We start from the raw sequence: 21,968 nt of genomic DNA, 5'->3' as shown, positions 1-21,968 counted from the left end.
CGCCGGCGCGGCCGGGGCCGGGGCCGACTGCGGCGGCGTCGCGGAGCCCGCCGTCGGCGCGGCCGCCTGCTCGCCCTCGGCCGCGGGCGCGGCCGGGCTGGCGGGGCCCAGGACCACGATCGGCTCGCCGGCCTTGTATTCCGGGGAGACGCGGACCTGATTGCGGGTCAGCGCGACCGACAGCTTGCGCTCCTTCCCGCCGTCCGGCGTGAAGCGCAGGGCGCGCCAGTCCACGGCGATCTTGCGGGTTCCCACACCGAGAAAGCCGCCGAAATCGATGATGGCGGCGCGGGGATGACCCTCCTTGTCGATGATGATGTCGATGACGCGCCCGAGCTCGTCGCCGCCGGCGCTGCGCACGCTGCGGCCGAGCAGGCTCTCGTAATCCTGCGTGTCGAGGACGGTGGCGGGTGTCCCCTGCTGCTGAGCCTGGGCCGCGGAGGGCGGCGCGCCCGCGGCAGCCGGCGGGCTGGCGGGCGGGGCGGCCGGGGTCGCCGCGGGCGGTGGCGTCGGGGCCGGTACCGGGGCCGGCGTCTGGCCCGGAGTCTGGGCAGGCGTCTGGGCCGGCGGTGCGGATGGCGGCGCGGCCGGACTCTGCGGCGCGGCCTGACCGGCAGGACCCTCGCTGCCGCTCACCTGGGCCTGCGCCGCGGCCCCCGACGCCCAGAGGGCGAGCGTCACGGCCGCGATCATCCGGTTGGTTCTGAACACGCTTCGTCCTCTGAGGAAAGGCCGGGCCGCGCCGGCGTGCCGGCGCGTCCACGACCGCATTCGGCCGGTTCCGGGTCCGCCGCCGGCAGGATCCCGCCCGCGGATGGCGTCGTGCCGCAGGACCTGGGCGAAGTTATGGACCGCGGCGGCCTCGCAGCAAGGCTCGGGCCGCGCGGGGCGCCCGCACGGTCCGAGGGGGCGGCGTCATCCCCCGGCGTCCCGCGGCGCTGTCTGGTTTTCGCCGCATCCCCAGCGTAGACAACCGCGCATAAACCCACGCGAGCCGCGGATGGCACCGTGGCCACTGTCGAGGACTACACGATGTCGACCCTCACCACGTCGCGATGCGCGGCAGCGCGCGGCCTCGCGCTCGGTGCTGCCCTGTCCGGTCTCGTGGCCGGCTGTCAGGCGCTCGGCGGAGGCGGAGGCGTGATGCCGGCGACGGAGGTCGGGCTGCCGCCGTCGCTGCGCGGTTCGTTGCCGAACCGCGAGCCGCGCAACGCCGCGGTCGATGCCGACGGTCAGCCTCTCCAGACGGCGCCGACGAGGCAGCTCGCGATTCCCAAGACCGCCGGCGGCGCCACGCGGACGGCCGACAGCGGCGAGCGCCGCATCCGGCGCGAGGATCTCGACGGCGGCAACGCGGCCGTCGGCGGCAGCGGCGGCAGCGGCTCGATGGGCCCGATGCTGTCGCCGGGTGGCAGCGTCGGCCTCGGCGGGAAGTTCTGAGCCGGCACGTCCCGGGGCCCGCTCCGCAGCGGGGCGTCCGCGCGCCGCGACGCGGGATGATCCGCGCCTGACAGCCCGGGTCGACGAGCCAGGCCTAACCGGCCGCCTGGCTCGGCGCCTCCGCGAGCACGCCGGGCTCGAAATCGACCACGTAGCCGCCGAGTTCAGTGCTGTAGCTCAGCGCCTTCCAGGGCAGCGGGTGGTGGGTCTCGCCGAGCCCGAGGAAGCCTCCGAAGGCCAGAACCGCGTAGGCGACCTGTCCGGAGATCTTGTCCACCATGAAATTGTGGATAGCGCCGAGGTGGCGGCCGCTGCGGTCGTAGACGGCGGTGCCCTCGACCCTGTTGGACGCGATCAGACGCGGCGTCTCGTCGATGGCGACGCCTTCGCCGGCGGCGGGGTCGAGCTCCAGCGTGCCGGGCTTTCTCAGGGTGCGCTCGTTGGGCAGGTCCGTCGGCATGATCTCTCCCGGTTCGCGCGCGGGGTCGTGCCCGCGCGGCGGTCCCTCGGCTCACTAAGCGCGCCGGTCGGGACCGGTTCCGCCGGCGGGGCGCGGGGTCCGGACCCGCACCGAGCGCTCAGCGGTCGGGCGGCATGCCGGCGCTCGCCCGCCGCTGGTTGATCCGGTCGCGGACCGAGCGGTTCGCCAGCAGCATCTCGAAGCCGAAGGCCACGAGGGCGCACAGCGTGCACAGGATCGCCGCGCCGAACAGGCCGAACAGCAGGGTCGCGACCGTGCTGTCGCGCAGCGCGCCCACGAACAGCGTCAGCACCGAGCCGCAGGTCGCCACGCCGCCGAGCGCGGCCAGGAACACTGCGGCGTCGAGCGCGAGGGAGCGCCGGTGAAGGCGGTCCAGGCGCTGACCGAGGCGGACGCGCTCGGCGTCGCCGGCCCCCGCCAGCAATCCGGAGACGTGGTCGGCCTGGTCCGCCACGCGCGCGAGGCGGGCCCCGAAGACGTTGAGGAGCGTCGCGATGCCCGACAGCAGGAAGACGGGGCTGAGCGCCACCTGGACGACGTGGGCAGTCCCTTCCAGGCTCGCGAGGGTGATCGGGTCGGTCATGCGGTCGGGCTGATGCACCCGGCGGACCCGCGCGGCAATCCCGGGTCGCTCAGATCAGTCCGCGCCCCGGCGCGGTGCCGGAGGCCGTCGTCTCCGCGCGGATCACTAACCCGAGACCGGTGACCAGTCCGGTGGCGAGCAGGAGCGCGAGCGTGAGGGCCGGGGCGAACATGTCTGTACTTCGCGCGCAGGATTGTTAAGAGCAGGTTTCGCGCCCGGCATCGGACCGAATAATCTTCACCACGGCGTCGATCGGGCGATCCCACAGGGGATTCTCGTGCGTGCCTTGTGGATGAGGGGGCTGCAAAGGCAATTTCCCCTTGGAACGGCGGCGGCACCGCTTAGTTGCTGCTATGCTGGCTCGGCCGTGGGGCGATCATGCCCCGGCCTGCGGCCCGAGAACCGGAGGAAGTTTATGGCCACAAAGACCGAGAAGGCTGCGCCGAAGGCGGCCAAGACCACCAAGACTGCGGAGAAGGCCGCCCCGGCGAAGGCTGCGAAGCCGGCTGCCGCCAAGTCGGCCGGCACCAAGCCCAACGCTCTGCAGCAGCCGCTGAAGCCGTCGGCCGAGCTCGGCGCCATCGTCGGCACCAGCCCGCTGCCCCGCGGCGAGGTGGTCAGCAAGGTTTGGGACTACATCAAGAAGAACAATCTTCAGAACCCGCAGAACAAGCGCGAGATCGTTGCCGACGACAAGCTCAAGAAGGTCTTCGGCAAGGACAAGTGCTCCATGTTCGAGATGAACAAGCATCTCGCCGCCCACCTGAAGGCCTGATCACGACCTAGAGCCAAGTCCGGCGTCTCGTCTGGGCCGACGGCTCTAGGTGCCTCCGCGACGCTCCAGTCGGGCCGGACGACCGGCCGACATGGCGCGGCGCGCCGCGGGCGAAAGCCCGGTATCCAGAGCCGCCGGTCAACCCGGCGGGCTCGGGCGATCCGCGGAGCGGGGCGCGTCCACAGGTCCGGATCCCACGGGTCTGGATCCCGGGTTTCCTCGCGCGCTCTCGCCGGGCATCGCGGTCTCGCGCCCGCGGGTTGGTCGACCGGGCCACCGCTTCCGAGACCGGCGGGTGATGCCCGGACCGGTCCTAATCCCGGGGTCGGGCCCTGCCTGATCCTAGGCGACGCCCTGCAGGACACCGCCGTCGACCCGCAGAGCTGCGCCGGTGGTGGCGCTCGCGGCCGGGCTGCAGAGATAGGCGACGAGGTTCGCCACCTCCTCCACCCGCGCGAGGCGCCGGATCAGCGAGGAGGGCCGGTGCTCCGCGACGAACAGGCGGCCCATGGCCTCGAGGTCGGCGTCGGCCGCGCCGCCGGCCATCTGCGTCATGAACTCCGCGACGCCCTCCGACAGGGTCGGGCCGGGCAGGACGCTGTTGACCGTCACGCCGCTGCCGGCGACCGTCTGGGCGAGCCCGCGGGAGATCGCGAGCTGCGCGGTCTTGGTCATTCCGTAATGGACCATCTCGGTCGGCGTGTTGATCCCGGACTCGCTGGAGATGAAGATCACCCGGCCCCAGCCGCGCTCCGCCATGCCGGGCGTGTAGGCCCGGGACAGGCGCACGCCGCTCATCACGTTGACGTCGAAGAAGCGCTGCCAGTCGGCATCCGGGATCTCGAAGAACGGCTTCGGCTCGAAGATCCCGGTGTTGTTGACCAGGATATCCACGACCGGCAGCCCCTGGACGAGCGCGGACACGCCGTCCGCGGTCGCGACATCCCCCGGAGCCGCGAAGGCGCGGCCGGCCCGCACCTCGCCCCGCAGCTTCGCCAGCGCGGCCTCGACGCGCTCGGGCGTGCGGCCGTTGATGCCGACCTCGGCGCCGAGATCGAGGAGTTCCTTGGCGATGGCGTAGCCGATGCCGCCGGTCGAGCCGGTGACCAGGGCCTTCCGGCCGGAGAGATCGAGATCCATGGGACGCTCCTGCACGTGACTCGTCGCGTCAACGCGGTCCCGCGCCCGCGGTGGCATACGGGGTCGGTCTAGCCGCTCCGACTCCGCCGCAGGACGCTGGCGCAGCCGCCGATCACCGAGAGCGCCACCGCGCAGGAGAGCGAGATGGTGACGGCCCGCTCGGCCCCGAGCCCGTGCGTCAGGCCGAAGATCACCGCCACCAGGGCCGCGCCGAGCGACTGCCCGGTGAGCCGCGCCGTCGACTGCATCCCGCTCGCCCCGCCGGCCCGCTCGCGCGGCGCCGAGGTGACGATGACCTTGTTGTTGGGCGACTGGAACAGGCCGAAGCCGAGGCCGCACAGGGTGAGCCTCCAGACGATGTCGAGGGTGGCGGGGGCCGCGGGCAGGAGCGTCACGCTGACGAGCCCGGCGGCCATCATGGCCAGCCCGACGCCGCCGAGGATGCCGGGCGGGTAGCGGTCCGCGAGGCGGCCGGAGATCGGCGCCATCGCGGCGACCGCGATCGGCCAGGGGGTGAGCAGGAAGCCGGTCTGGGTGCTGGAGAGGTGCAGCACGTCCTGGAAGTAGAAGGGCAGCGCCACGTAGGAGACCATCTGGGCGCAGAACGAGGCGACGGACGTCGCCATCGACAGGGCGAAGGCGGGGATCCGCAGCAGGTCGACCGGCAGGAGCGGGGCGGGCAGCCGGATCTGGCGCCGCACGAACACCGCGGCGATGACCAGGGCGGCGGCGAGCTCGACGATGGCGACCCCGCGCGCCTCCGGATCGCCGAGACCGTCGATCCCGATGATCAGCAGGCCGAAGGTCAGCGCGTTGAGCACCGCGCTCGCGAGGTCGAAGGGGCGGCCGCTCGCCGGTGTGACCGGCAGGGTCCGGGACGCCACCGCCAGGGCCAGCAGGCCCACGGGGATGTTCACGAGGAACAGCCAGGGCCAGGTCGCCACCGACAGGATCGCCGCCGCCACGGTCGGGCCGGCGGCCGAGGCCACCGCCACCACCAGCGCGACGTTGGCGACCCCCTGGCCGATCATCCGGTGCGGGTAGATGAAGCGCACGAAGCCGATATTCACGCTCATGATCGCCGCGCCACCGAGGCCCTGGACGATGCGCGCCGCGATCAGCATCGGCAGGTTCGGCGCGACCGCGCAGGCGAGCGACGCGGCGACGAACAGCGCGAGCCCCGGCAGGTAGACTTTCCGGAAGCCGAAGATGTCGCCGAGGGCCGCGAACGGCAGGAGGCTCGCCGTGACGGCGACCTGGTAGGCGTTGACCACGAAGATCGCGTCGGCCGGCCGGACCGCGAGGTCCTTGGCCATGACGGGCAGCGCCACGTTGACGATGGCCCCGTCGAGGACCGCCATGGTCATGGCGAGCCCGATCGCCGCCATGGCGAGGACGCGCTCGCGCGGCGGCAGGCCGTCCTGGACGGACCCCTGCGCGGTGCCCTGAGGATGACCCGGCGGGCTGCCTGTCGGGCCGTGCGGGACCTGCGCCATGGGTGCGCGCTCCTGCGGCGTCCCGGCGGGTCCGTGACGTCGATGGCGGGGGGACATCCGGGCACGGGACGCGCCGCGGATGCTGCTCCCTGTCGCGCAGGCGGGGAGGCCCGTCGAGGGGTGCCGTGTGTCCTATGTCACGGCGCGGACGGGAGTGTTCGCCGCGGACGCCCGCGGCTCGGATCCGGCGCGTCGCGGCGCCCGATCGGGCTCAGGCCAGCATGTAGGTCAGCAGGGAGCGGAGCTGGGCCGGCTTGATCGGCTTGTGCACGAGCTCCGCGCCGGCGGCGGTGACGCGCTCCTCGACCGCGCCGGTATGGTCGGCTGTGGTGACGATGACCGGAAGCGGGTCGGTCCGCAGCGCCCGGAGATAGGCGGCCACGTCGAGGCCGCAGGCGCCGTCGTCGAGATGGTAGTCGAGCACCAGGATGTCCGGCGCCCCGGCGCCCGCCGCGACGGCGGCCTTCACGCCCGCGAGGTCGCGGAAGGTCGAGACCCTTGCATCCCAGTTCTGGAGGAGGCGCGCGAGGGCGTCGGCCGTGGAGGCGTCGTTCTCCACGACGAGGACGTGGGCCCCCGAGAGCCGGGTCGCCACCGGGGCGGGCGGCGCGGCGGCGGCCGGGACCGCGCTCAGGGGCAGCGTCAGCGACACCCGGGTGCCGTGGCCGACCCGGGAGCGCAGCCGCAGGGGATGATCGAGGGCGAGGGCCATGCGGCGGACGATCGACAGGCCGAGGCCGAGGCCCGGCTCCTCGCCGCTGCTCGGCCGGTCGCCGCCCCGGAAGAACTCGTCGAAGACGAGCTCGCATTCCTCGGCGGCGATGCCGCAGCCCGTGTCGGTCACTTCGATCCGGACGCCGCCGGACCGGCGCCGGGCCGCCAGGACGATCCCGCCGGTGCGGGTGTAGCGGACGGCGTTGGAGACGAGGTTCTGGAGGATCCGCTGAAGGAGCACCACGTCGCTGGTGACGGTCAGGTCCGGGCAGTGGACCGACAGGCGCAGGCCCTTGCGCTGCGCGAAGGGTTCGAAGCTCTCCGCGATCCCCGCCAGCAGGTCGGGCAGGAAGACGGGCTGGACCTGCGGCCGGACGATCCCGGCATCGAGCTTCGAGATGTCGAGCAGCGTCTTGATCAGGTCCTCGATGGTCTGCAGGCCCCGCTCCACCTGCCCGGCGATGGTGCGCGCCTCCGGCGGCACGTCGAGGTCGGCGAGCGCCGAGATCGAGAGGCGGGCGGCGTTGACCGGCTGCAGCAGGTCGTGGCTCGCCGCGGCCAGGAACCGCGTCTTCGAGCGGTTGGCGGTCTCGGCCTCCTCCTTGGCCGCGGCCAGCGCCTCGTTGGAGCGCTCCAGCCGGTGCATCAGCCCGGTCAGCTCCTCGGTGCGGGTGCGGACCCGGCCCTCGAGCATGATCGCCGTCTGGAACAGCGAGTAGGCGCTGCCCCGCTGGTCCATGGAGCGCTCGACATGGGACATCAGCGCGGCGTTGATCCGCTCGAGCTTCTCGATCCGCCGGTGCAGGGACGCGTCGGTCTCGAGGCCGTTCGGGTGCAGGGTCACGACGCGGCCGGGGCGGGGGCCGCGGCCGGCGCGCCCGCGGCGAGGGTCTTGCCGATGGCGATGCCCGTGAAGGTCTGGTTCAGGTGCATCGCCCGGTACTGCTCGCCGAAGGTCTCGAAGCCGACGACGTTGTAGCGGCGGTAGAGGTCGGCGATCCCGTGCCGGACCTGCCGGCTCTCGGCGTCGAGGCGGCGGAGCACGCACTCGAAGCCGATGATCAGGTCGACGCCGCCGAGCACGGCGTCGAGGCGCGCCAACTCCGCCCGGGTCGAGGCGACGATGTCGCGCGGCTCGGCGAGGGTCAGCACCACGCCCTCGTCCACCGCGCAGAAGAAGCTGAGCGAGCCGTCCTCGTTCATCCGCCGGATCGAGCGGCAGAAATACTCGCCGCCGACCTTCACGGCGAGCGGGTAGGCGGCGAAGCTCATCGGCGACAGGCCCTCGGGGTCGAGGCCGATCGCCATCGCGTATTCCCGGGCCGCCGGCTCGGCGTTGAGCTCGTGCACGGTGCGGCGCTCGCCATCCGAGGCGGTGACCACGAATTTGGTCCGCGTCGGCTCGAAATTGTCGCTCTTGAAGATCTCCACCGAGAAGTCGGTCTCGACGAGCACCAAGACCGCCGCCTTGCGGTGGATCTTCCCGCCGTGGAGCATGACGGCGTCCCGGAAGCGCAGGTCGTCGCCGGCCGAGCCGCCGACGATCGGGATGCCGTCGAGCGCCCAGGCGATCGCCGAGACCACGGTCTCCTCGGCGTTGGCGAGCCCGTCGATCAGCGACAGGGCGAAGCGGTGGCCCGTGCCGGCCGCGTCGACATCGCGGCACCGGTCCAGCGGGTCCAGGGTCCGGCGCAGCGCCCGGACCGCCGAGGCGGTCCGCTCTACGTCGAGGTGGTCGATGGCGTCGAGGACGGTCGAGACGATCCGGAACCGCTCGGCCGGGAACGCGATGACGACGAGCCCGCGGTCGAGGCCGCCGGCCGGGGCGATGCCGCCCGACATCGAGCAGCCGGCCACCGGCACGCCGGGGAACCGGGTCTCCAGGGCACGGGCCAGGATCTCGGCATCGTAATCGGCGGAGAAGAACGCGACGACCTGCGACAGGGCGGTGTCACCGACCGCGAGCGCCACCTCCGCGGCCGCGTCGGCGGCCCCGGCCGCGTCCGTCCAGGCCGTCCAGATGCCGCACAGATGGCGGCGCACTCCCGATCCTTGAGCCACGTTCCACCCCCTGCGACCCCCTCGGCAGGCTTGGCGCCCGCTCTTCAGCGTCTTGGGCGGAGTATGTCGTGCGCAATCGAGCGGTGCAACGGGGCGTGTCGACCCGGTCCGGTTCGCGCGGGAAGCCGGACCAGGGCGGCCTCACTTCATGCAGGCATCCTCGGCCTTCTCGAAGGCCGCGGGCTTGGGTTCGTGCTCGGACGGCCGGTTGCGGCCGAGCGCCCCGTCGGAGCGGGCGCGGAGATAGGTGTAAATGTCCGGCAGGTAGCAGGTGACGTTCTTGTTCTCGCCGAAGGCGGGCATCACCAACTCCTGCGAGGCGTTCACGTCCCTCTTGCCGCCCACGACGATGCCGGCAAACTGCGCGTAGTCCATGCCCTTGAGGGCGTCGACCAGCGACGGCGCGTAGGTCGATCCCAGCCCGTCGGGGCCGTGGCAGGCCATGCAGTTCGCGCTGTACCGGACGTAGCCGGACATGGTGTACCAGTCGACCATCTTGCCGCCGTCCGTGACGTGGTAGGTCGGGTTACCGTTCTTGTCGGTGTACTGACCGTCCTGGACCTTGGCCGGCTGCGTCGGCCCCTCGCTCTTCAGGTCGGTCGCGGGCGGGGCGGTGGTCGGAGCCGCGGCGGAGGCCGGCAGCATCCCCAGGGTTCCCGCTGCGAGCCCGGCCAGGACGAGGCCGGCCACTCTGTCTGCAACGCACCGCATACGTCTTCCTCCTGCCGCCCACAGGCTTCTTCTTAGTGGCGCGGTGCCGGGATAACGGCGGATGTCGTCCGAGAACACCTTGAGGCGCCTTCACGTTTTCGCGCACGGCCGGTGAGCGTCACGATGACCGGCCGAGAGTGCGCTTATCCGCGTTGCGCACAGCATTAACCTTTTGTTAATCGGCGGATTGCCGCCGGCCCGCCGGCGTGAGAGCTTTCGTTAACGAGAGCTTAACGGTTGGGTCCCGGCGATGCGGTTCGCGGTTTCCATGATGCAGGGCCTGGTCAAGGGACCCGCCTCGCGTCGGCTCTCCCGGAGCCGCCGGGCGGCCCTGGCTGCCCTCGCCGTCGCGGGGCTCGCCGCCCCGGCCCAGGCGCAGACGCTGGCGAGCCTGCCCACCGAGGCCGGCGCCCGGGTGCAGGGCGATGCCAAGCCGATCGCGGCGTGGGTGACGTTCTGCCAGACCTACGCGGCGGAGTGCGCGCTGGACCGGGGCGAGCCGGCCCGGATCAGCCTGACGCCGGCGACCTGGGCGACGATCGTGTCGGTGAACCGGCGAGTCAACAAGGCGATCGAGCCGATGACCGACCAGGACCACCTGCACGTGGCCGACCGCTGGGACCTGGCCGAGGACGGCATCGGCGACTGCGAGGACTTCCAGCTGCTCAAGCGCCACATGCTGGCCGAGGCCGGCCTGCCGCGGCGGGCGATGCGCATGACCGTGGTGATCGACGAGAAGGGCGAGGGCCACGCCGTGCTGACCCTGATCACCGACCGGGGCGATCTGGTGCTCGACAACAAGACCAGCGCGATCCTGCCCTGGCACAAGACCGGCTACGTGTTCATCAAGCGCGAGAGCCAGGACGCCGTCGCCTGGGTCTCCCTCGGCGGCGTCACCTCCCCGGTCACCACCGCAAACCGGTGAACAAGCCACGCGGCGAGCAGTGGAACCTCGGCCGCACGCGCCGTTCCTTAACGGATCGCTAACCCTGCGGCGCCACTCTGTCGTGTGACGGAGTGCCTTAACGATGCCGCGAGCCCGCCACGTGACGCCGGTCCCGCTTCTGGCTGTCGTCTTCGTCGCCGCCGCCTGCGGCACCGCCCGGGCCGCGAGCGAGACCGAAGCCCGCCACGCCGCGTGGCGCGACTGCGTCAGCCGCAACTTCCGGATCCAGGCCGCGCTGACGGACCGGGATCTCGCCGCCGACGCCGCCTTCCGGGCCTGCCGGACCGCCGAGGACGCCTATCTCGCGACCCTCGCGGCCTCGCCGCTGCTCGACGACGAGGACATCGGGCGCGCCCGGCCGCTCCTCGCCGGCCGGATGCGCGCTTGGCTGGTCGGCAACCGCGGCTGACGTCGGGGATTCCCGGCAGCGGCCATCGGGAAGAGACGTTCCCGCCAAGCGCGTGAGGTCTTCCAGCAACGCAGCGTCGCGGCGGCCTGTCCGCCTATGCCTTCAGGCGCGCCTTGATCCGCCGGGTCAGCCCGTCGCGGACGTCGCGGTAGGCGTCGAGGCGCTGCTCGCGCGAGGCGTCCTGCAGCAGCGTCGGGTCGGGGGTCGGCCAGTACTCGACATCGGCCGCGAGGGTGTGCGTCAGGTCCAGTGCCCGGTGGTGCGCCTCCGGCGCGAGGGTGATGATCAGGTCGAAGTTCAGGCCCTCCCAGTCCTCCAGCTCCTCCACGGTGCGCGGGCGGTGCCGGCTCGCGTCGATTCCGACCTCGTCGAGGGCCGCGACCATGAACGGGTCGGTGGGCTCGCCGGAGCGCACCCCGGCCGACTGCACGTAGGTGGACTTGCCGAAATAGGCGCGCGCGATCGCTTCCGCCGCTACGGAGCGCACGGCGTTGTAGTTGCACATGAACAGGACGGACTGCACCCGCCGCTTCTTCGGGGGCGCGTCGGGAAAAGGCTCGGGAGGAGGCTCGGGAGCGGGCTCAGCCATCGCCGGTCGGCGCGGAGGGCGCCTAACCCTTCCAGTGCAGCGCGAAGATCAGGGTGAACAGACGGCGCGCCGTGTCGTGGTCGAGGTCGACCTTCCCCTCGAGCCGCTGCTTGAGCGTCTCGGACGCCTCGTTGTGCAGGCCCCGCCGACCCATGTCGATCGCCTCGATCTGCGACGGCGAGGCGGTGCGGATCGCGTTGTAGTAGCTCTCGCAGATCATCTCGTAGTCGCGGATCACCCGCCGGAACGGCGTGAGCGACAGGAGGTGCGTCATCACCGGCTCACCGTCCACCGTGGTGATGGCGAAGGACAGCTTGTTCTCGACGAGTCCGAGCGTGAGTGCGTAGGGGCCCTCCCGCCCGGGGATGGTGAAGGAATTGTCCTCCAGGATGTCGAACAGGGCGATCGCCCGCTCGTGCTCCTGATCCGGATTGCCGCGGGCGATAGACCCCTCGTCCAGGCTCACCTTCGCGAGGCGGTTCGGCCCGCGCTGCTTCTCCGCCATCCCCAAAACCTCACAGGTTCAACCGGATCGCGACGGAGCGGGCATGCCCCTCCAGGCCCTCGGACCGGCCGAGGTTTATCGCCGCCGGGCCGAGCGCCCGCAAGCTCTCCGGCGTGCAGGCGAGGATCGTCGTCCGCTTCATGAAGTCGAGCACGCCCAGCCCGGACGAGAATCGGGCGGAGCGCGCGGTCGGCAGCACGTGGTTGGGGCCGCCGACATAGTCGCCGATCGCCTCCGGCGTGTGCGAGCCCAGGAAGATCGCGCCGGCATTGCGGACCTTGGCGGCGAGCGCCTCCGCGTCCTGCGTCTCGATCTCCAGGTGTTCGGGGGCGAGGCGGTCGACCAGGGGCACGGCCTCGTCGAAGGTGCGGACCCGGATGACGGCGCCGTAATCGCGCCAGCTCGCCCGGGCGATCTCCTGACGGGGCAGGGTGGTGAGGGCGCGCTCGACCGCCGCCTCGACGGCGCCGGCGAGTTCGACGCTGTCGGTGATCAGGATCGCCTGGGCGGCCACGTCGTGCTCGGCCTGGGCCAGGAGGTCGGCGGCGATCCAGTCGGGGTTGGCGTGCCCGTCCGCCAGGATCAGCACCTCGGAGGGGCCGGCGATCATGTCGATCCCGACCTGGCCGAAGACCCGGCGCTTGGCCGCCGCCACCCAGGCGTTGCCGGGCCCGACGACCTTGGCCACGGGGGCGATCGTGGCGGTCCCGTAGGCGAGGGCCGCGACCGCCTGGGCGCCGCCCACCCGGTAGACCTCGTGGACGCCGGAGAGCCGCGCGGCGGCCAGGACCAGCGGGTTCATCTGGCCGTCCGGGGTGGGCACCACCATCACGAGGCGCGGCACCCCGGCGACGCGCGCCGGCAGCGCGTTCATCAGCACCGAGGAGGGATAGCTCGCGGTGCCGCCCGGGACGTAGAGGCCGACCGATTCCAGCGCGGTCCAGCGCCAGCCGGCCGTGACGCCGAGGGCGTCGGTGGCCCGGTGATCCGCGGGCCGCTGCGCCCGGTGGAAGCTCTCGATCCGCTCGGCGGCGAGGCGCAGGGCCTCCAGCGAGTCCGGCGGGCAGGCCGCGACGGCCGCTTCGATCTCCGCGTCCGTGACCCGCAGCTGCGCGGCGGAGAAATCGGCGCCGAGCCGGTCGAACCGCCGGGTGAAATCGACCAGCGCCTCGTCCCCGCGGGCGACGACGTCGGCGATGATGCCGCGCACCGCCTCATCCACGTCCTCGGCGATCTCGCGCTTCACCGTGAGGAGGCGCGCGAAGGCGGCGGCAAAATTCGGATCGCTGCTGTCGAGCCGGACCATCGGGAAGCCTTCTGTCTCGCGTCAGGCCGCCGAGCCGGCGGCCGTATCGGTGTCGATGTCGTGCCCGGGACGGTTCGCCGATTCCCAGACCGGGCCGAGATCCTTCATCCGGACCTCGATGCACTCGACCTCCAGCCGCAGGGCCGCGCCGCCGGAGAAGACGAGGTCGATGTGCCCGGAGGGCGCGTCCGTCGGCTCGAAGGTGAGGGCGAGCAGGCTCATCGGCGTCGCGTCGTCCGGCTTCAGGCCGCGGCTCTTCACGCCCAGCACGCGCTCGATGTGCAGGCCGGCGAGGCGCCGGCGCGGCGGGGCGCTCGGCGTCCAGTCGAAGCGGCGCACCGCCATGAGGAAGCGGTGCTCGCCGGCGAGGAAGGTCAGGTCCTGCGGTCGCAGGATCGCGTCCTGCAGATGGGCCGAGATCACGGTCAGGTCCTCGGTGTCGAGGGCGGCGAGCCTGAGCAGCTCCATGCAGAGGGTCCTCGGGGAATACGGGGCGCGGGTCGGGCGGCGAGGGCCGGTCCGCGGCACGGCGTAGGTAGCGGCGCGGCCCCGTTCGGGCAACGGCTGGTCTGGGGATCGCGATCCCGGCCGGGCACAGGCTCGGGCCAGCGTCGCCGTTTAGACGCGCCGGCGGTCGAGCCGGGGCAGGGTCTCATATGGCGGCACTCACCGAGCGCGCGGTTGTGGCGGTGCTGACCGTCGGGCTGCAGGCGGCCGGACCCGCCGTCGCGCAGGTCGGTCCGGACGCGCGGCCCTATATCTACGGTCGTCCGGCGCCGGATCGGGATCTCTACGCACCGCCGCCGCCCGGCGGGCGTGCGCCGCCTCCGCCCGCGGATGACGGGTATGGCTGGCGTCCGCCCCCGCCGCCAGTCGACGATGCGTACGACAGGCGCGGCCCGCGCTGGCGCGGCGATTTCGAGCGCCGGTGGGACGACAGCGTCTGCGTGACGGCCCGCGGCACGTGCAGGGTGCGCCCGGGGCCTCCCGACGCGCCCTGCGGCTGCGAGATCCCCGGCTTCGGCTACAGGCGCGGGCAGATCGAGGACTGAGCCTCGGGCGCTGCCGCGCGCCGGCCGGCTCGGACCGAGCGCTGCCGCTCAGGCCCGGACGCGCTCGATCTGCGCGCCGCACCGGCCGAGCTTGGCCTCCAGCGCCTCGAACCCGCGGTCGAGATGGTAGACCCGGTTGATCTGCGTCTCGCCCTCGGCGGCGAGGCCCGCGATCACCAGGGAGACCGAGGCGCGCAGGTCGGTCGCCATCACGGGGGCGCCCTTCAGCCGGTCCACGCCCTCGACGATGGCGAGGTCGCCCTCCAGGCGGATCTTCGCGCCGAGGCGGGCCAGCTCCTGCACGTGCATGAACCGGTTCTCGAAGATGGTCTCGCGGATGTGCGACTGGCCCTTCGCCAGCGTCATCAGCGCCATGAACTGCGCCTGGAGATCCGTGGGGAAGCCCGGGAACGGGTCGGTGGTGACGTCGACCGCCGCGATGCCGGCGCCGTTGCGGCGCACGCGGATCCCGCCCTCGACCTGCGTGATCTCCGCGCCCGTGGTCGTCAGGACGTCGAGGGCCGAGTGGAGCAGGTCGGCCCGGGTATCCTTGAGCACGACGTCGCCGCCGGCCATCGCCACCGCCATGGCGTAGGTGCCGGTCTCGATCCGGTCGGGCAGGACCTCGTGGCGGGCGCCGTTCAGGCGGGCCACGCCCTCGATCTCGATGCGCGGCGTGCCGGCGCCGCGGATCTTGGCGCCCATCTTGTTCAGGCACTCCGCGAGGTCGACCACCTCCGGCTCGCGGGCGGCGTTCTCGATCACCGTGGTCCCGTAGGCCAGGGCGGCGGCCATCAGCGCCACGTGCGTGCCGCCCACGGTCACCTTCGGGAAGGCGAACTCGGCGCCGCGCAGGCCGTTCTTGGTCCTGGCGACGACGTAACCGGCGTCGATCTCGATCTCGGCCCCGAGCTTCTCCAGCGCCATGATCAGCAGGTCCACCGGCCGGGTGCCGATGGCGCAGCCGCCGGGCAGCGAGACCTTCGCCTCGCCGAACCGGGCGAGCAGCGGCGCGATCACCCAGAAGCTCGCCCGCATGGTCGAGACCAGCTCGTAGGGCGCCGTGGTGTCGATGACGTTCGAGGCGGTGAGCCGGATCGTCTGGCCCGTCTCGGTGGTCTGACCGGGGCGCTTGCCCACGACCATGTGGTCCACGCCGTGGTTGCCGAGGATCCGCGTCAGCGCGGCGATGTCGGCGAGCCGCGGCACGTTGATCAGCTCCAGCGTCTCGCCGGTGAGCAGGCTCGCGATCATCAGCGGCAGCGCCGCGTTCTTGGCGCCCGAGATCGGGATCACGCCGTTGAGCGGCGCGCCGCCGGTGATGTGGATGCGGTCCATCGTGTGTCCTCGGGCGGCGCACCCGCGAGGGCGCGCGGCCGGCCGTGCTGATCGCGGGCGCGGCAGCGCCCAGGCTTGGCCGTGCCCTATAGACCGGATTTGTCGGAATCAGGACCGTTTCCGTCCGATTCCCGCGCGCAGGACTGATCCGCGCCGGGAGACGGTCTTCCTTCGGCCCGCCCGCGGCCCTGCGCCTTGCGGCGGCGCAGGTTCTGGCGCAGCGCGGCCTTGAGGCGCTCCGCCCGCTCGTCCCTGGAGTCCGTCACGGCGCGACCCTTGGTCGCCGCAAGGTCGGGGCCGCGCGGTCCACGCCGGACGAGCCATCTGCGGTCGGAGACATGAGCTGTTGCAGGGGGCGGGAGCCAAGTTCGGGTCGGAAGAACGTGCCGGACGCTAGCGGGTTCACGCGGGCCTCTCAACGGATGCAACGCTGCGATGTCGGAACCTTACCTTGAACCAGTTCCAGATCCGCGCGTATCTTGCGGCCCTCACGCGAAGGACTGGACCGAGGCCGGACCTCGATCGCGGGCCTGAGACGCCGCTCACGCGGTGTCGCCCGCGCGGCCGAACACGCGAAGGACGCTCGATGACCGTCACCCGGATGCCCAGCACGATGCTCGCCCAAGCGGGATCGACGCGCGCCGGATCCGGCTACGAGCGCTACTTCCGCGGGGCCCTGGATCAGCTGCACGGGGAGCGGCGGTACCGAGTGTTCGCCGACATCGAGCGGATCTCGGGGCGTTTCCCGACCGCCAAGTGGCGCCAGCCGGACGGCAAGACCACCGAGATCACCGTGTGGTGCTCCAACGACTACCTCGGCATGGGCCAGCACAAGGAGGTGGTCGCCGCCATGACCGAGACCGCCGCCCGCTGCGGCGTCGGCGCCGGAGGCACCCGCAACATCGCCGGTAACACCTCGCCGCTGGTCGACCTGGAGCGCGAGCTCGCCGACCTGCACGGCAAGGAGGCCGGTCTCGTCTTCACCTCCGGCTACGTCTCGAACCAGGCCGGCATCTCGACCATCGCCAAGCTGATCCCCGACTGCCTGATCCTGTCGGACGCCTTCAACCACAACTCGATGATCGAGGGCGTGCGCCATTCCGGCTGCGCCAAGACGATCTTCCGCCACAACGACCTCGCCCACCTCGAGGAATTGCTGCGGCAGGCCGGCGACCGGCCCAAGCTGATCGTGTTCGAGTCGGTCTACTCGATGGACGGCGACGTGGCGCCGATCGGCGCGATCTGCGACCTGGCCGAGCGCTACGGCGCGATGACCTACCTCGACGAGGTCCACGCCGTCGGCCTGTACGGCCCGCGCGGCGGCGGGATCGCCGAGCGCGACGGCGTCATGCACCGGGTCGACGTGATCGAGGGGACGCTGGCCAAGGGCTTCGGCTGCGTGGGCGGCTACATCACCGCCTCGGCGGCGATCTGCGACGCGGTGCGCAGCTTCGCGCCGGGCTTCATCTTCACGACGGCGCTGCCGCCGGCGGTGGCGGCGGCGGCGCGGGCGTCGGTGCGCTACCTGAAGCGCTCGAGCGCGGAGCGCGAGGCGCACCAGCGTCAGGCGGCGGCCACGAAGGCGGCGCTGAGCGCGGCGGGGCTTCCGGTCCTGGAGACCGAGACGCACATCGTGCCGGTGATGGTCGGCGATGCCGAGCTGTGCAAGGCGGCGGCGGACCATCTGCTGGAGCACCACGCGATCTACATTCAGCCGATCAACTACCCGACGGTGCCGCGCGGGACCGAGCGGCTGCGGATCACGCCGTCGCCGTTCCACGACGCGGCGCATATCGAGCGCCTCGCCGCGGCGCTGGGCGAGACCTGGCAGGCCCTGGACCTGCCCCGCGCCGGCACTGTCTTCGTCGAGGCCGCGGAGTAGGATCCGCGCCGCCGTCCCGCGCCGGGCCGTGTTGCGGGCGCCCGTCTTTGCGAGCGGAGCGAAGCAACCCAGGGATGCCACATCCGCCGCCGGCCTGCTGCCCTGGATTGCTTCGCTCCGCTCGCAAAGACGGGCGCGCCGGTATGCTGAGGCCGGCCTGACCGCGCCGGCTTCGCGCTGAGGCAGCGGCCCGCAGCGCTTCCATGTCCCGTCCCCATCTCGTCTTTTCCGGCGCCGACCTGTAACGACGGCGCCAATCCTCATCCGCGAAAAGTCCGCCTATGATCTCCTCACCCCTCATGACCGTCATGGTCGATGCCGTGCGCAAGGCCGCGCGCGGCCTGCGCCGCGACTACGGCGAGGTCGAGAACCTGCAGGTCTCGCGCAAAGGTCCGGGCGACTTCGTCTCCGCGGCCGACCGCAAGGCCGAGGAGGTGCTGCGCGACGCCCTGATGAAGGCGCGTCCGGGCTACAGCCTCGTCCTCGAGGAGAACGGGATCATCGAGGGGACCGACAAGAGCCACACCTGGCACATCGATCCCCTCGACGGCACGTCGAACTTCCTGCACGGCGTGCCGCATTTCGCGGTCTCGGTCGGTCTCGAGCGCGAGGGCCAGATCGTGGCCGGCGTGATCTTCGACCCGATCAAGGACGAGCTGTTCGTCGCCGAGCGCGGCAAGGGCGCCTATCTCAACAACCGGCGCCTGCGCGTCTCCGGCCGCCAGGACATGGCGGACGCGCTGGTGGGCTACGGCACGCCCTATCTCGGTCGCGGCAGCCACCCGCGCCTCTTGCGCGAGCTCGGCGCCGTGATGGCGGTGGCCGGCGGGACCCGCCGGATGGGCTCGGCGGCCCTCGACATGGCCTACGTGGCCTGCGGCCGCCTCGACGCCTACTGGGAGCGCGACCTCCAGACCTACGACTTCGCCGCCGGCGTGATCCTGGTGCGCGAGGCGGGCGGCTTCGTGACCTCGGCGGACGGCGCGGCCGAGCCGCTGGCGCCCCGATCGGTGGCCTGCGGCAACGAGGGGCTTCACCGGGACCTCGTCGCCATCCTCAAGAAGGTCCAGGCGGCCTGAGCCGCCATCGACTGGTCAGGCCGTCGGGCTTCTGCTTTAAGCCCGCGGTTCCCCACGGAAGGCCGAACGCATGGAAGCCCGCCGCCACGTCGCGCTGAAGGAATCGGTCCGCTCGATTCCCGATTACCCGAAGCCGGGGATCATCTTCCGCGACATCACCACGCTTCTGAGCGACCCGCGCGCCTTCCGGCGGGCGGTGGACGCCCTGGTGCATCCCTACGCCGGCGGCCAGATCCACCAAGTGGCCGGCATCGAGGCCCGGGGCTTCATCCTGGGCGGGGCCATCGCCCACCAGCTCTCCTGCGGCTTCGTGCCGATCCGCAAGAAGGGCAAGCTGCCTCACAAGACTGTCTCGATGGCCTACGCCCTCGAGTACGGGACCGACGAGATCGAGATCCACGTCGACGCCGTCCGGCCGGGCGACAAGGTGCTGCTGGTCGACGACCTGATCGCCACCGGCGGCACCGCGATCGCGGCCGTGAACCTGCTCCAGAAGATCGGCGCCGAGATCGTGGCCGCCTGCTTCGTCATCGACCTGCCCGAGATCGGCGGCGCGCAGCGCCTGCGCGACCTGGGCGTCGAGGTGCGCACCCTCATGCAGTTCGAGGGTCATTGAGCCCCGCGAAACGTTGACTTCGCGGGGCCCATCCGCCATAAGCCCGCCACTCGCGACGTGGCGCCCCGCATGGGCGCCCTTCGTGTTTGCAGACAACCAGGACGCGTGAAGGTCGGGTGCAGCAATAGCTGCCCGCGAGCGCGCCTCGACCTTTGAAGGCTCTGAGCCATGAAGAGAACCTACCAGCCGAGCAAGCTCGTCCGTAAGCGCCGTCACGGTTTCCGTGCGCGCATGGCCACCGCCGGCGGCCGCAAGGTCATCGCGCGCCGTCGCGCCCATGGCCGCAAGCGCCTGTCGGCCTGAGGCCTGATCCTCGCCGGCGCGGACGCTCCGACGCATCCGCGCCACGAGGCAAGTGGTATCGGCCGGGATCGAACCATCGATGGCGACGATCGAGCGGCTCAAGAAACGACCCGACTTCCTGGCGGCAGCCGAGGGGCGTCGCTTCCACACCGAGCGTATGACCGCGCAGGGGCGTCTTCGGAACCCCGACGTCTGCCCCGGCCTCCGTCTCGGTTTCACCATCACGAAGCGTGTCGGCCACGCGACGGAGCGCAACCGCATCCGCCGCCGACTCCGCGCTGCCGTGGGGTTGGTCGCGTCCGATCTGCCGAGCGAGCTCGCGGGCCTTCCAGCCGACATCGTGCTGATCGCCCGCCGCCCCGCCCTCGAAGCCTCCTTCGAGGCCCTCGCCGAGGATCTGCGCCGCGCGATTCCCGCGGTGACCCGCGCGGCCGCGCCCCGCGGGGACAGGTCGCCCGGCCGATCCGGCGGTCGGCGCGCCAAGCCGGCTCCTGACACGGCCACTTCTCAGTCGTCCTCTCTCCCGCACGAAGCCGGCCGCGCCTCCGCGCAGGCGGCCCCACCCGGCGGTGCCGACATCGGCCCGTCGCAGGGGTGCGACAGAGATCCCCGAATCACAGGCGCGCGCCGGTCCCCCGGGGCCGGCGACGTTCCTGTTGCCACTCCGAACGCGTGCGGCGGTGTCCCTGATGGGCAATGACAAGACGAACATGTTCGTGGCCATCGGCCTGTCGCTGCTGGTGCTGCTCGGGTGGCAGTACTTCGTGGCCGGCCCGCGCATGGAGCAGCAGCGCCAGATCGAGGCGCAGAACAAGGCCGCGCAGCAGCAGCCCCCGGGCGTGACCCCCGACGGCGTGCCGTCGCCGTCCCCGAAGGAGGGTGGCCCGGCGGCCCCCGCGCCCGGCACGCTGCCGACCGCCCAGGGCGGCCCGGTCTCCCGCGAGGCGGCGCTGGCCCGCTCGCCGCGCGTCCGGATCGAGACCCCGGCGCTCTCCGGCTCGATCGCCCTGAAGGGCGGCCGCGTCGACGACGTCTCGCTCAGGAACTACCACGAGACCATCGACCCCAAGAGCCCCGAGATCGTGCTGTTCTCGCCGGCCGGGACCGAGACGCCCTACTACGCCGAGTTCGGCTGGGTCGGCGCCAATGCCGGTCCGCTGCCGACCAACGACACCCTCTGGACCAGCGACGGCAAGACGCTTTCGCCCGGCATGCCCGTGACCCTGACCTGGGACAACGGCGCCGGCCTCGTCTTCAAGCGGATCATCGCGGTCGACGACAAGTACATGTTCACGATCCGCGACGAGGTCGAGAACAAGGGCTCGGGCGCCATCACGCTCTACCCGTACAGCCTCGTCTCCCGCTGGGGTAAGCCGCACACCCAGGGCTACTACGTCCTGCACGAGGGCATGATCGGCTATCTCGGCAACGACGGCCTGCAGGAATTCACCTACGACAAGCTCGCCAAGGAGGGCGCCTACGGCGGTGCCAACACCAAGGGCAAGGCCTGGAGCGGCGTGACCGGCGGCTTCGTCGGCATCACCGACAAGTACTGGGCGGCGGCCGCGATCCCCGATCAGGACGCGCCCTATACCGGCGCCTTCACCGACCGGACCGACGGTGCCACCAACGTCTACCAGGCCAGCGTGCGCGGCGACGCCGTGAATCTCGCGGCGGGCGCCTCGGCGACCGCGACGCAGCGGCTGTTCGCCGGCGCCAAGGAAGTCAACGTCATCAACAACTACGAGAAGGACCTCGGCATCAAGCACTTCGATCTGATGATCGATTGGGGCTGGTTCTTCTTCATCACCAAGCCGATGTTCCGGGCGCTGGACTTCTTCTACCACCTGTTCGGCAATTTCGGCGTCTCGATCCTGGTGGTGACCTTCTGCCTGAAGCTGCTGTTCCTGCCGATCGCGAACCGGTCCTACGTCTCCATGGCCAAGATGAAGGCAGTGCAGCCGGAGATGGCCGCCATCCGCGAGCGGTACAAGGACGACCGCATGAAGCAGCAGCAGGCCACGATGGAGCTGTACAAGAAGGAGAAGATCAATCCGGTCGCCGGCTGCTGGCCGGTGCTGATCCAGATTCCGGTCTTCTTCGCGCTCTACAAGGTCCTGTTCATCACCATCGAGATGCGCCACGCGCCGTTCTTCGGCTGGATCCGCGACCTCGCGGCGCCGGATCCGACGAGCATCGTGAACCTGTTCGGCCTGCTGCCGTTCCCGGCACCCGACTTCGTGCACCTGGGCGTCTGGCCGATCATCATGGGCATCACGATGTTCGTGCAGATGAAGATGAATCCCGCGCCGCCGGACCCGGTCCAGGCGCAGATCTTCACCTTCATGCCGATCGTGTTCACCTTCATGCTGGGCTCGTTCCCCGCCGGCCTCGTGATCTACTGGGCCTGGAACAACACCCTGTCGGTGATCCAGCAATACGTCATCATGCGCCGTAACGGCGTGAAGGTGGAGCTGTGGGACAACCTCCGCACCACGTTCAAGCGCGGCGGCACCAAGGCGGCCGCCACCAAGAGCTGACG

25 protein-coding genes and 1 pseudogene are annotated in these 21,968 nt (G+C 71.6%); 11 read left to right on the top strand and 15 right to left on the bottom strand.

Annotated features, from left to right (window positions below):
• On the bottom strand, positions 1–693 hold a 693-nt coding region (locus tag ACLBX8_RS29045; protein WP_447716213.1), incomplete at its 3' end, for a PRC-barrel domain-containing protein.
• Positions 694–1,032: 339 nt separating this feature from the next.
• On the opposite strand from ACLBX8_RS29045, the gene ACLBX8_RS29040 reads away from it, so the two are divergent.
• Entirely contained in the window at positions 1,033–1,440 is a 408-nt protein-coding gene (locus tag ACLBX8_RS29040) for a hypothetical protein (protein WP_026604823.1), read from the top strand.
• Between the two features lie 97 nt (positions 1,441–1,537).
• On the opposite strand, the pseudogene ACLBX8_RS29035 reads toward ACLBX8_RS29040, so the two are convergent.
• The 3 genes and pseudogenes from ACLBX8_RS29035 to ACLBX8_RS29025 form a co-directional block, all read right to left on the bottom strand.
• Positions 1,538–1,900: pseudogene (locus ACLBX8_RS29035) on the bottom strand (PRC-barrel domain-containing protein); the annotation flags it as partial.
• A gap of 118 nt (positions 1,901–2,018) precedes the next feature.
• On the bottom strand, positions 2,019–2,504 hold the full coding sequence (locus tag ACLBX8_RS29030; RefSeq protein ID WP_042669689.1) for a DUF2721 domain-containing protein: 486 nt from the start codon (positions 2,502–2,504) through the stop codon (positions 2,019–2,021).
• 49 nt (positions 2,505–2,553) lie between these two features.
• Complete coding sequence (locus tag ACLBX8_RS29025; RefSeq protein ID WP_020092516.1) at positions 2,554–2,676, bottom strand: hypothetical protein; 123 nt, start codon at positions 2,674–2,676, stop codon at positions 2,554–2,556.
• A 243-nt stretch (positions 2,677–2,919) separates the two neighbouring features.
• On the opposite strand from ACLBX8_RS29025, the gene ACLBX8_RS29020 reads away from it, so the two are divergent.
• Positions 2,920–3,279: an SWIB/MDM2 domain-containing protein gene (locus tag ACLBX8_RS29020; RefSeq protein ID WP_012320460.1), complete on the top strand. Its 360-nt coding sequence runs from the start codon at positions 2,920–2,922 to the stop codon at positions 3,277–3,279.
• A 342-nt stretch (positions 3,280–3,621) separates the two neighbouring features.
• On the opposite strand, the gene ACLBX8_RS29015 is transcribed toward ACLBX8_RS29020, so the two are convergent.
• The 5 genes from ACLBX8_RS29015 to ACLBX8_RS28995 form a co-directional block, all read right to left on the bottom strand.
• Positions 3,622–4,419 carry an SDR family NAD(P)-dependent oxidoreductase gene (locus tag ACLBX8_RS29015; protein WP_447699391.1) on the bottom strand — a complete coding sequence of 266 codons (798 nt, stop codon included), beginning with the start codon at positions 4,417–4,419 and terminating at the stop codon, positions 3,622–3,624.
• Between the two features lie 68 nt (positions 4,420–4,487).
• The gene (locus ACLBX8_RS29010; RefSeq protein ID WP_447699390.1) at positions 4,488–5,915 is read right to left on the bottom strand and encodes an MFS transporter; all 1,428 of its coding nucleotides are present in this window, start codon (positions 5,913–5,915) and stop codon (positions 4,488–4,490) included.
• Between the two features lie 211 nt (positions 5,916–6,126).
• Entirely contained in the window at positions 6,127–7,473 is a 1,347-nt protein-coding gene (locus tag ACLBX8_RS29005; RefSeq protein ID WP_447699389.1) for an ATP-binding response regulator, read from the bottom strand.
• A complete protein-coding gene (locus tag ACLBX8_RS29000) occupies positions 7,470–8,672 on the bottom strand; it encodes an FIST signal transduction protein (protein ID WP_020092512.1) in 1,203 nt (400 codons plus the stop codon). Before ACLBX8_RS29000 ends, ACLBX8_RS29005 begins: the two co-directional genes overlap by 4 nt.
• Before the next feature lie 159 nt (positions 8,673–8,831).
• Positions 8,832–9,401: a c-type cytochrome, methanol metabolism-related gene (locus tag ACLBX8_RS28995; RefSeq protein ID WP_026604819.1), complete on the bottom strand. Its 570-nt coding sequence runs from the start codon at positions 9,399–9,401 to the stop codon at positions 8,832–8,834.
• 250 nt (positions 9,402–9,651) lie between these two features.
• Here ACLBX8_RS28995 and ACLBX8_RS28990 point away from each other — a divergent pair, with 250 nt between their 5' ends.
• Together ACLBX8_RS28990 and ACLBX8_RS28985 are read left to right on the top strand one after the other, a co-directional pair.
• On the top strand, positions 9,652–10,326 hold the full coding sequence (locus tag ACLBX8_RS28990) for a transglutaminase-like cysteine peptidase (protein ID WP_170855138.1): 675 nt from the start codon (positions 9,652–9,654) through the stop codon (positions 10,324–10,326).
• Positions 10,327–10,429: 103 nt separating this feature from the next.
• Positions 10,430–10,756, top strand: a complete 327-nt coding sequence (locus ACLBX8_RS28985) for a hypothetical protein (protein WP_447699388.1) — start codon at positions 10,430–10,432, stop codon at positions 10,754–10,756.
• Positions 10,757–10,850: 94 nt separating this feature from the next.
• Here ACLBX8_RS28985 and ACLBX8_RS28980 read toward each other — a convergent pair whose 3' ends face one another.
• The 4 genes from ACLBX8_RS28980 to ACLBX8_RS28965 form a co-directional block, all read right to left on the bottom strand.
• Positions 10,851–11,261, bottom strand: coding sequence for an arsenate-mycothiol transferase ArsC (locus ACLBX8_RS28980; protein WP_234083060.1), 411 nt, complete (start codon positions 11,259–11,261; stop codon positions 10,851–10,853).
• A gap of 106 nt (positions 11,262–11,367) precedes the next feature.
• A complete protein-coding gene (locus ACLBX8_RS28975) occupies positions 11,368–11,850 on the bottom strand; it encodes a UPF0262 family protein (protein ID WP_020092507.1) in 483 nt (160 codons plus the stop codon).
• 10 nt (positions 11,851–11,860) lie between these two features.
• Positions 11,861–13,156: a histidinol dehydrogenase gene (hisD, locus tag ACLBX8_RS28970; protein WP_447716212.1), complete on the bottom strand. Its 1,296-nt coding sequence runs from the start codon at positions 13,154–13,156 to the stop codon at positions 11,861–11,863.
• A gap of 21 nt (positions 13,157–13,177) precedes the next feature.
• Positions 13,178–13,624: a DUF2948 family protein gene (locus ACLBX8_RS28965; RefSeq protein ID WP_020092505.1), complete on the bottom strand. Its 447-nt coding sequence runs from the start codon at positions 13,622–13,624 to the stop codon at positions 13,178–13,180.
• A gap of 188 nt (positions 13,625–13,812) precedes the next feature.
• Between ACLBX8_RS28965 and ACLBX8_RS28960 the strand changes: the two genes are divergently transcribed.
• A complete protein-coding gene (locus ACLBX8_RS28960) occupies positions 13,813–14,208 on the top strand; it encodes a hypothetical protein (protein WP_447716211.1) in 396 nt (131 codons plus the stop codon).
• 48 nt (positions 14,209–14,256) lie between these two features.
• Here the strand turns inward: ACLBX8_RS28960 and murA are convergent, their stop codons facing one another.
• Together murA and ACLBX8_RS28950 are read right to left on the bottom strand one after the other, a co-directional pair.
• The gene (murA, locus tag ACLBX8_RS28955) at positions 14,257–15,546 is read right to left on the bottom strand and encodes a UDP-N-acetylglucosamine 1-carboxyvinyltransferase (protein WP_020092503.1); all 1,290 of its coding nucleotides are present in this window, start codon (positions 15,544–15,546) and stop codon (positions 14,257–14,259) included.
• An 86-nt stretch (positions 15,547–15,632) separates the two neighbouring features.
• The gene (locus ACLBX8_RS28950) at positions 15,633–15,812 is read right to left on the bottom strand and encodes a hypothetical protein (RefSeq protein ID WP_081636463.1); all 180 of its coding nucleotides are present in this window, start codon (positions 15,810–15,812) and stop codon (positions 15,633–15,635) included.
• Positions 15,813–16,159: 347 nt separating this feature from the next.
• On the opposite strand from ACLBX8_RS28950, the gene hemA reads away from it, so the two are divergent.
• The 6 genes from hemA to yidC all read left to right on the top strand — a co-directional run bounded on the left by hemA (position 16,160) and on the right by yidC (position 21,966).
• Positions 16,160–17,428: a 5-aminolevulinate synthase gene (gene hemA / locus ACLBX8_RS28945; protein WP_026604818.1), complete on the top strand. Its 1,269-nt coding sequence runs from the start codon at positions 16,160–16,162 to the stop codon at positions 17,426–17,428.
• A gap of 281 nt (positions 17,429–17,709) precedes the next feature.
• Positions 17,710–18,507: an inositol monophosphatase family protein gene (locus ACLBX8_RS28940; protein WP_026604817.1), complete on the top strand. Its 798-nt coding sequence runs from the start codon at positions 17,710–17,712 to the stop codon at positions 18,505–18,507.
• Between the two features lie 70 nt (positions 18,508–18,577).
• Positions 18,578–19,123, top strand: coding sequence for an adenine phosphoribosyltransferase (locus ACLBX8_RS28935; RefSeq protein WP_012320444.1), 546 nt, complete (start codon positions 18,578–18,580; stop codon positions 19,121–19,123).
• Between the two features lie 168 nt (positions 19,124–19,291).
• Entirely contained in the window at positions 19,292–19,426 is a 135-nt protein-coding gene (rpmH, locus tag ACLBX8_RS28930; protein ID WP_007558110.1) for a 50S ribosomal protein L34, read from the top strand.
• Between the two features lie 79 nt (positions 19,427–19,505).
• Positions 19,506–20,126, top strand: coding sequence for a ribonuclease P protein component (gene rnpA / locus ACLBX8_RS28925; protein ID WP_331297696.1), 621 nt, complete (start codon positions 19,506–19,508; stop codon positions 20,124–20,126).
• Positions 20,116–21,966, top strand: coding sequence for a membrane protein insertase YidC (gene yidC / locus ACLBX8_RS28920; RefSeq protein WP_020092499.1), 1,851 nt, complete (start codon positions 20,116–20,118; stop codon positions 21,964–21,966). The genes rnpA and yidC overlap by 11 nt, the downstream gene beginning before the upstream one ends.
• Positions 21,967–21,968 lie beyond the last annotated feature (2 nt).

The sequence above is a fragment of the Methylobacterium sp. D48H genome (assembly GCF_053345715.1).
The sequence above is the reverse complement of the archived record's forward strand: the minus strand, read 5'-3'. Positions and strand labels throughout refer to the sequence as shown.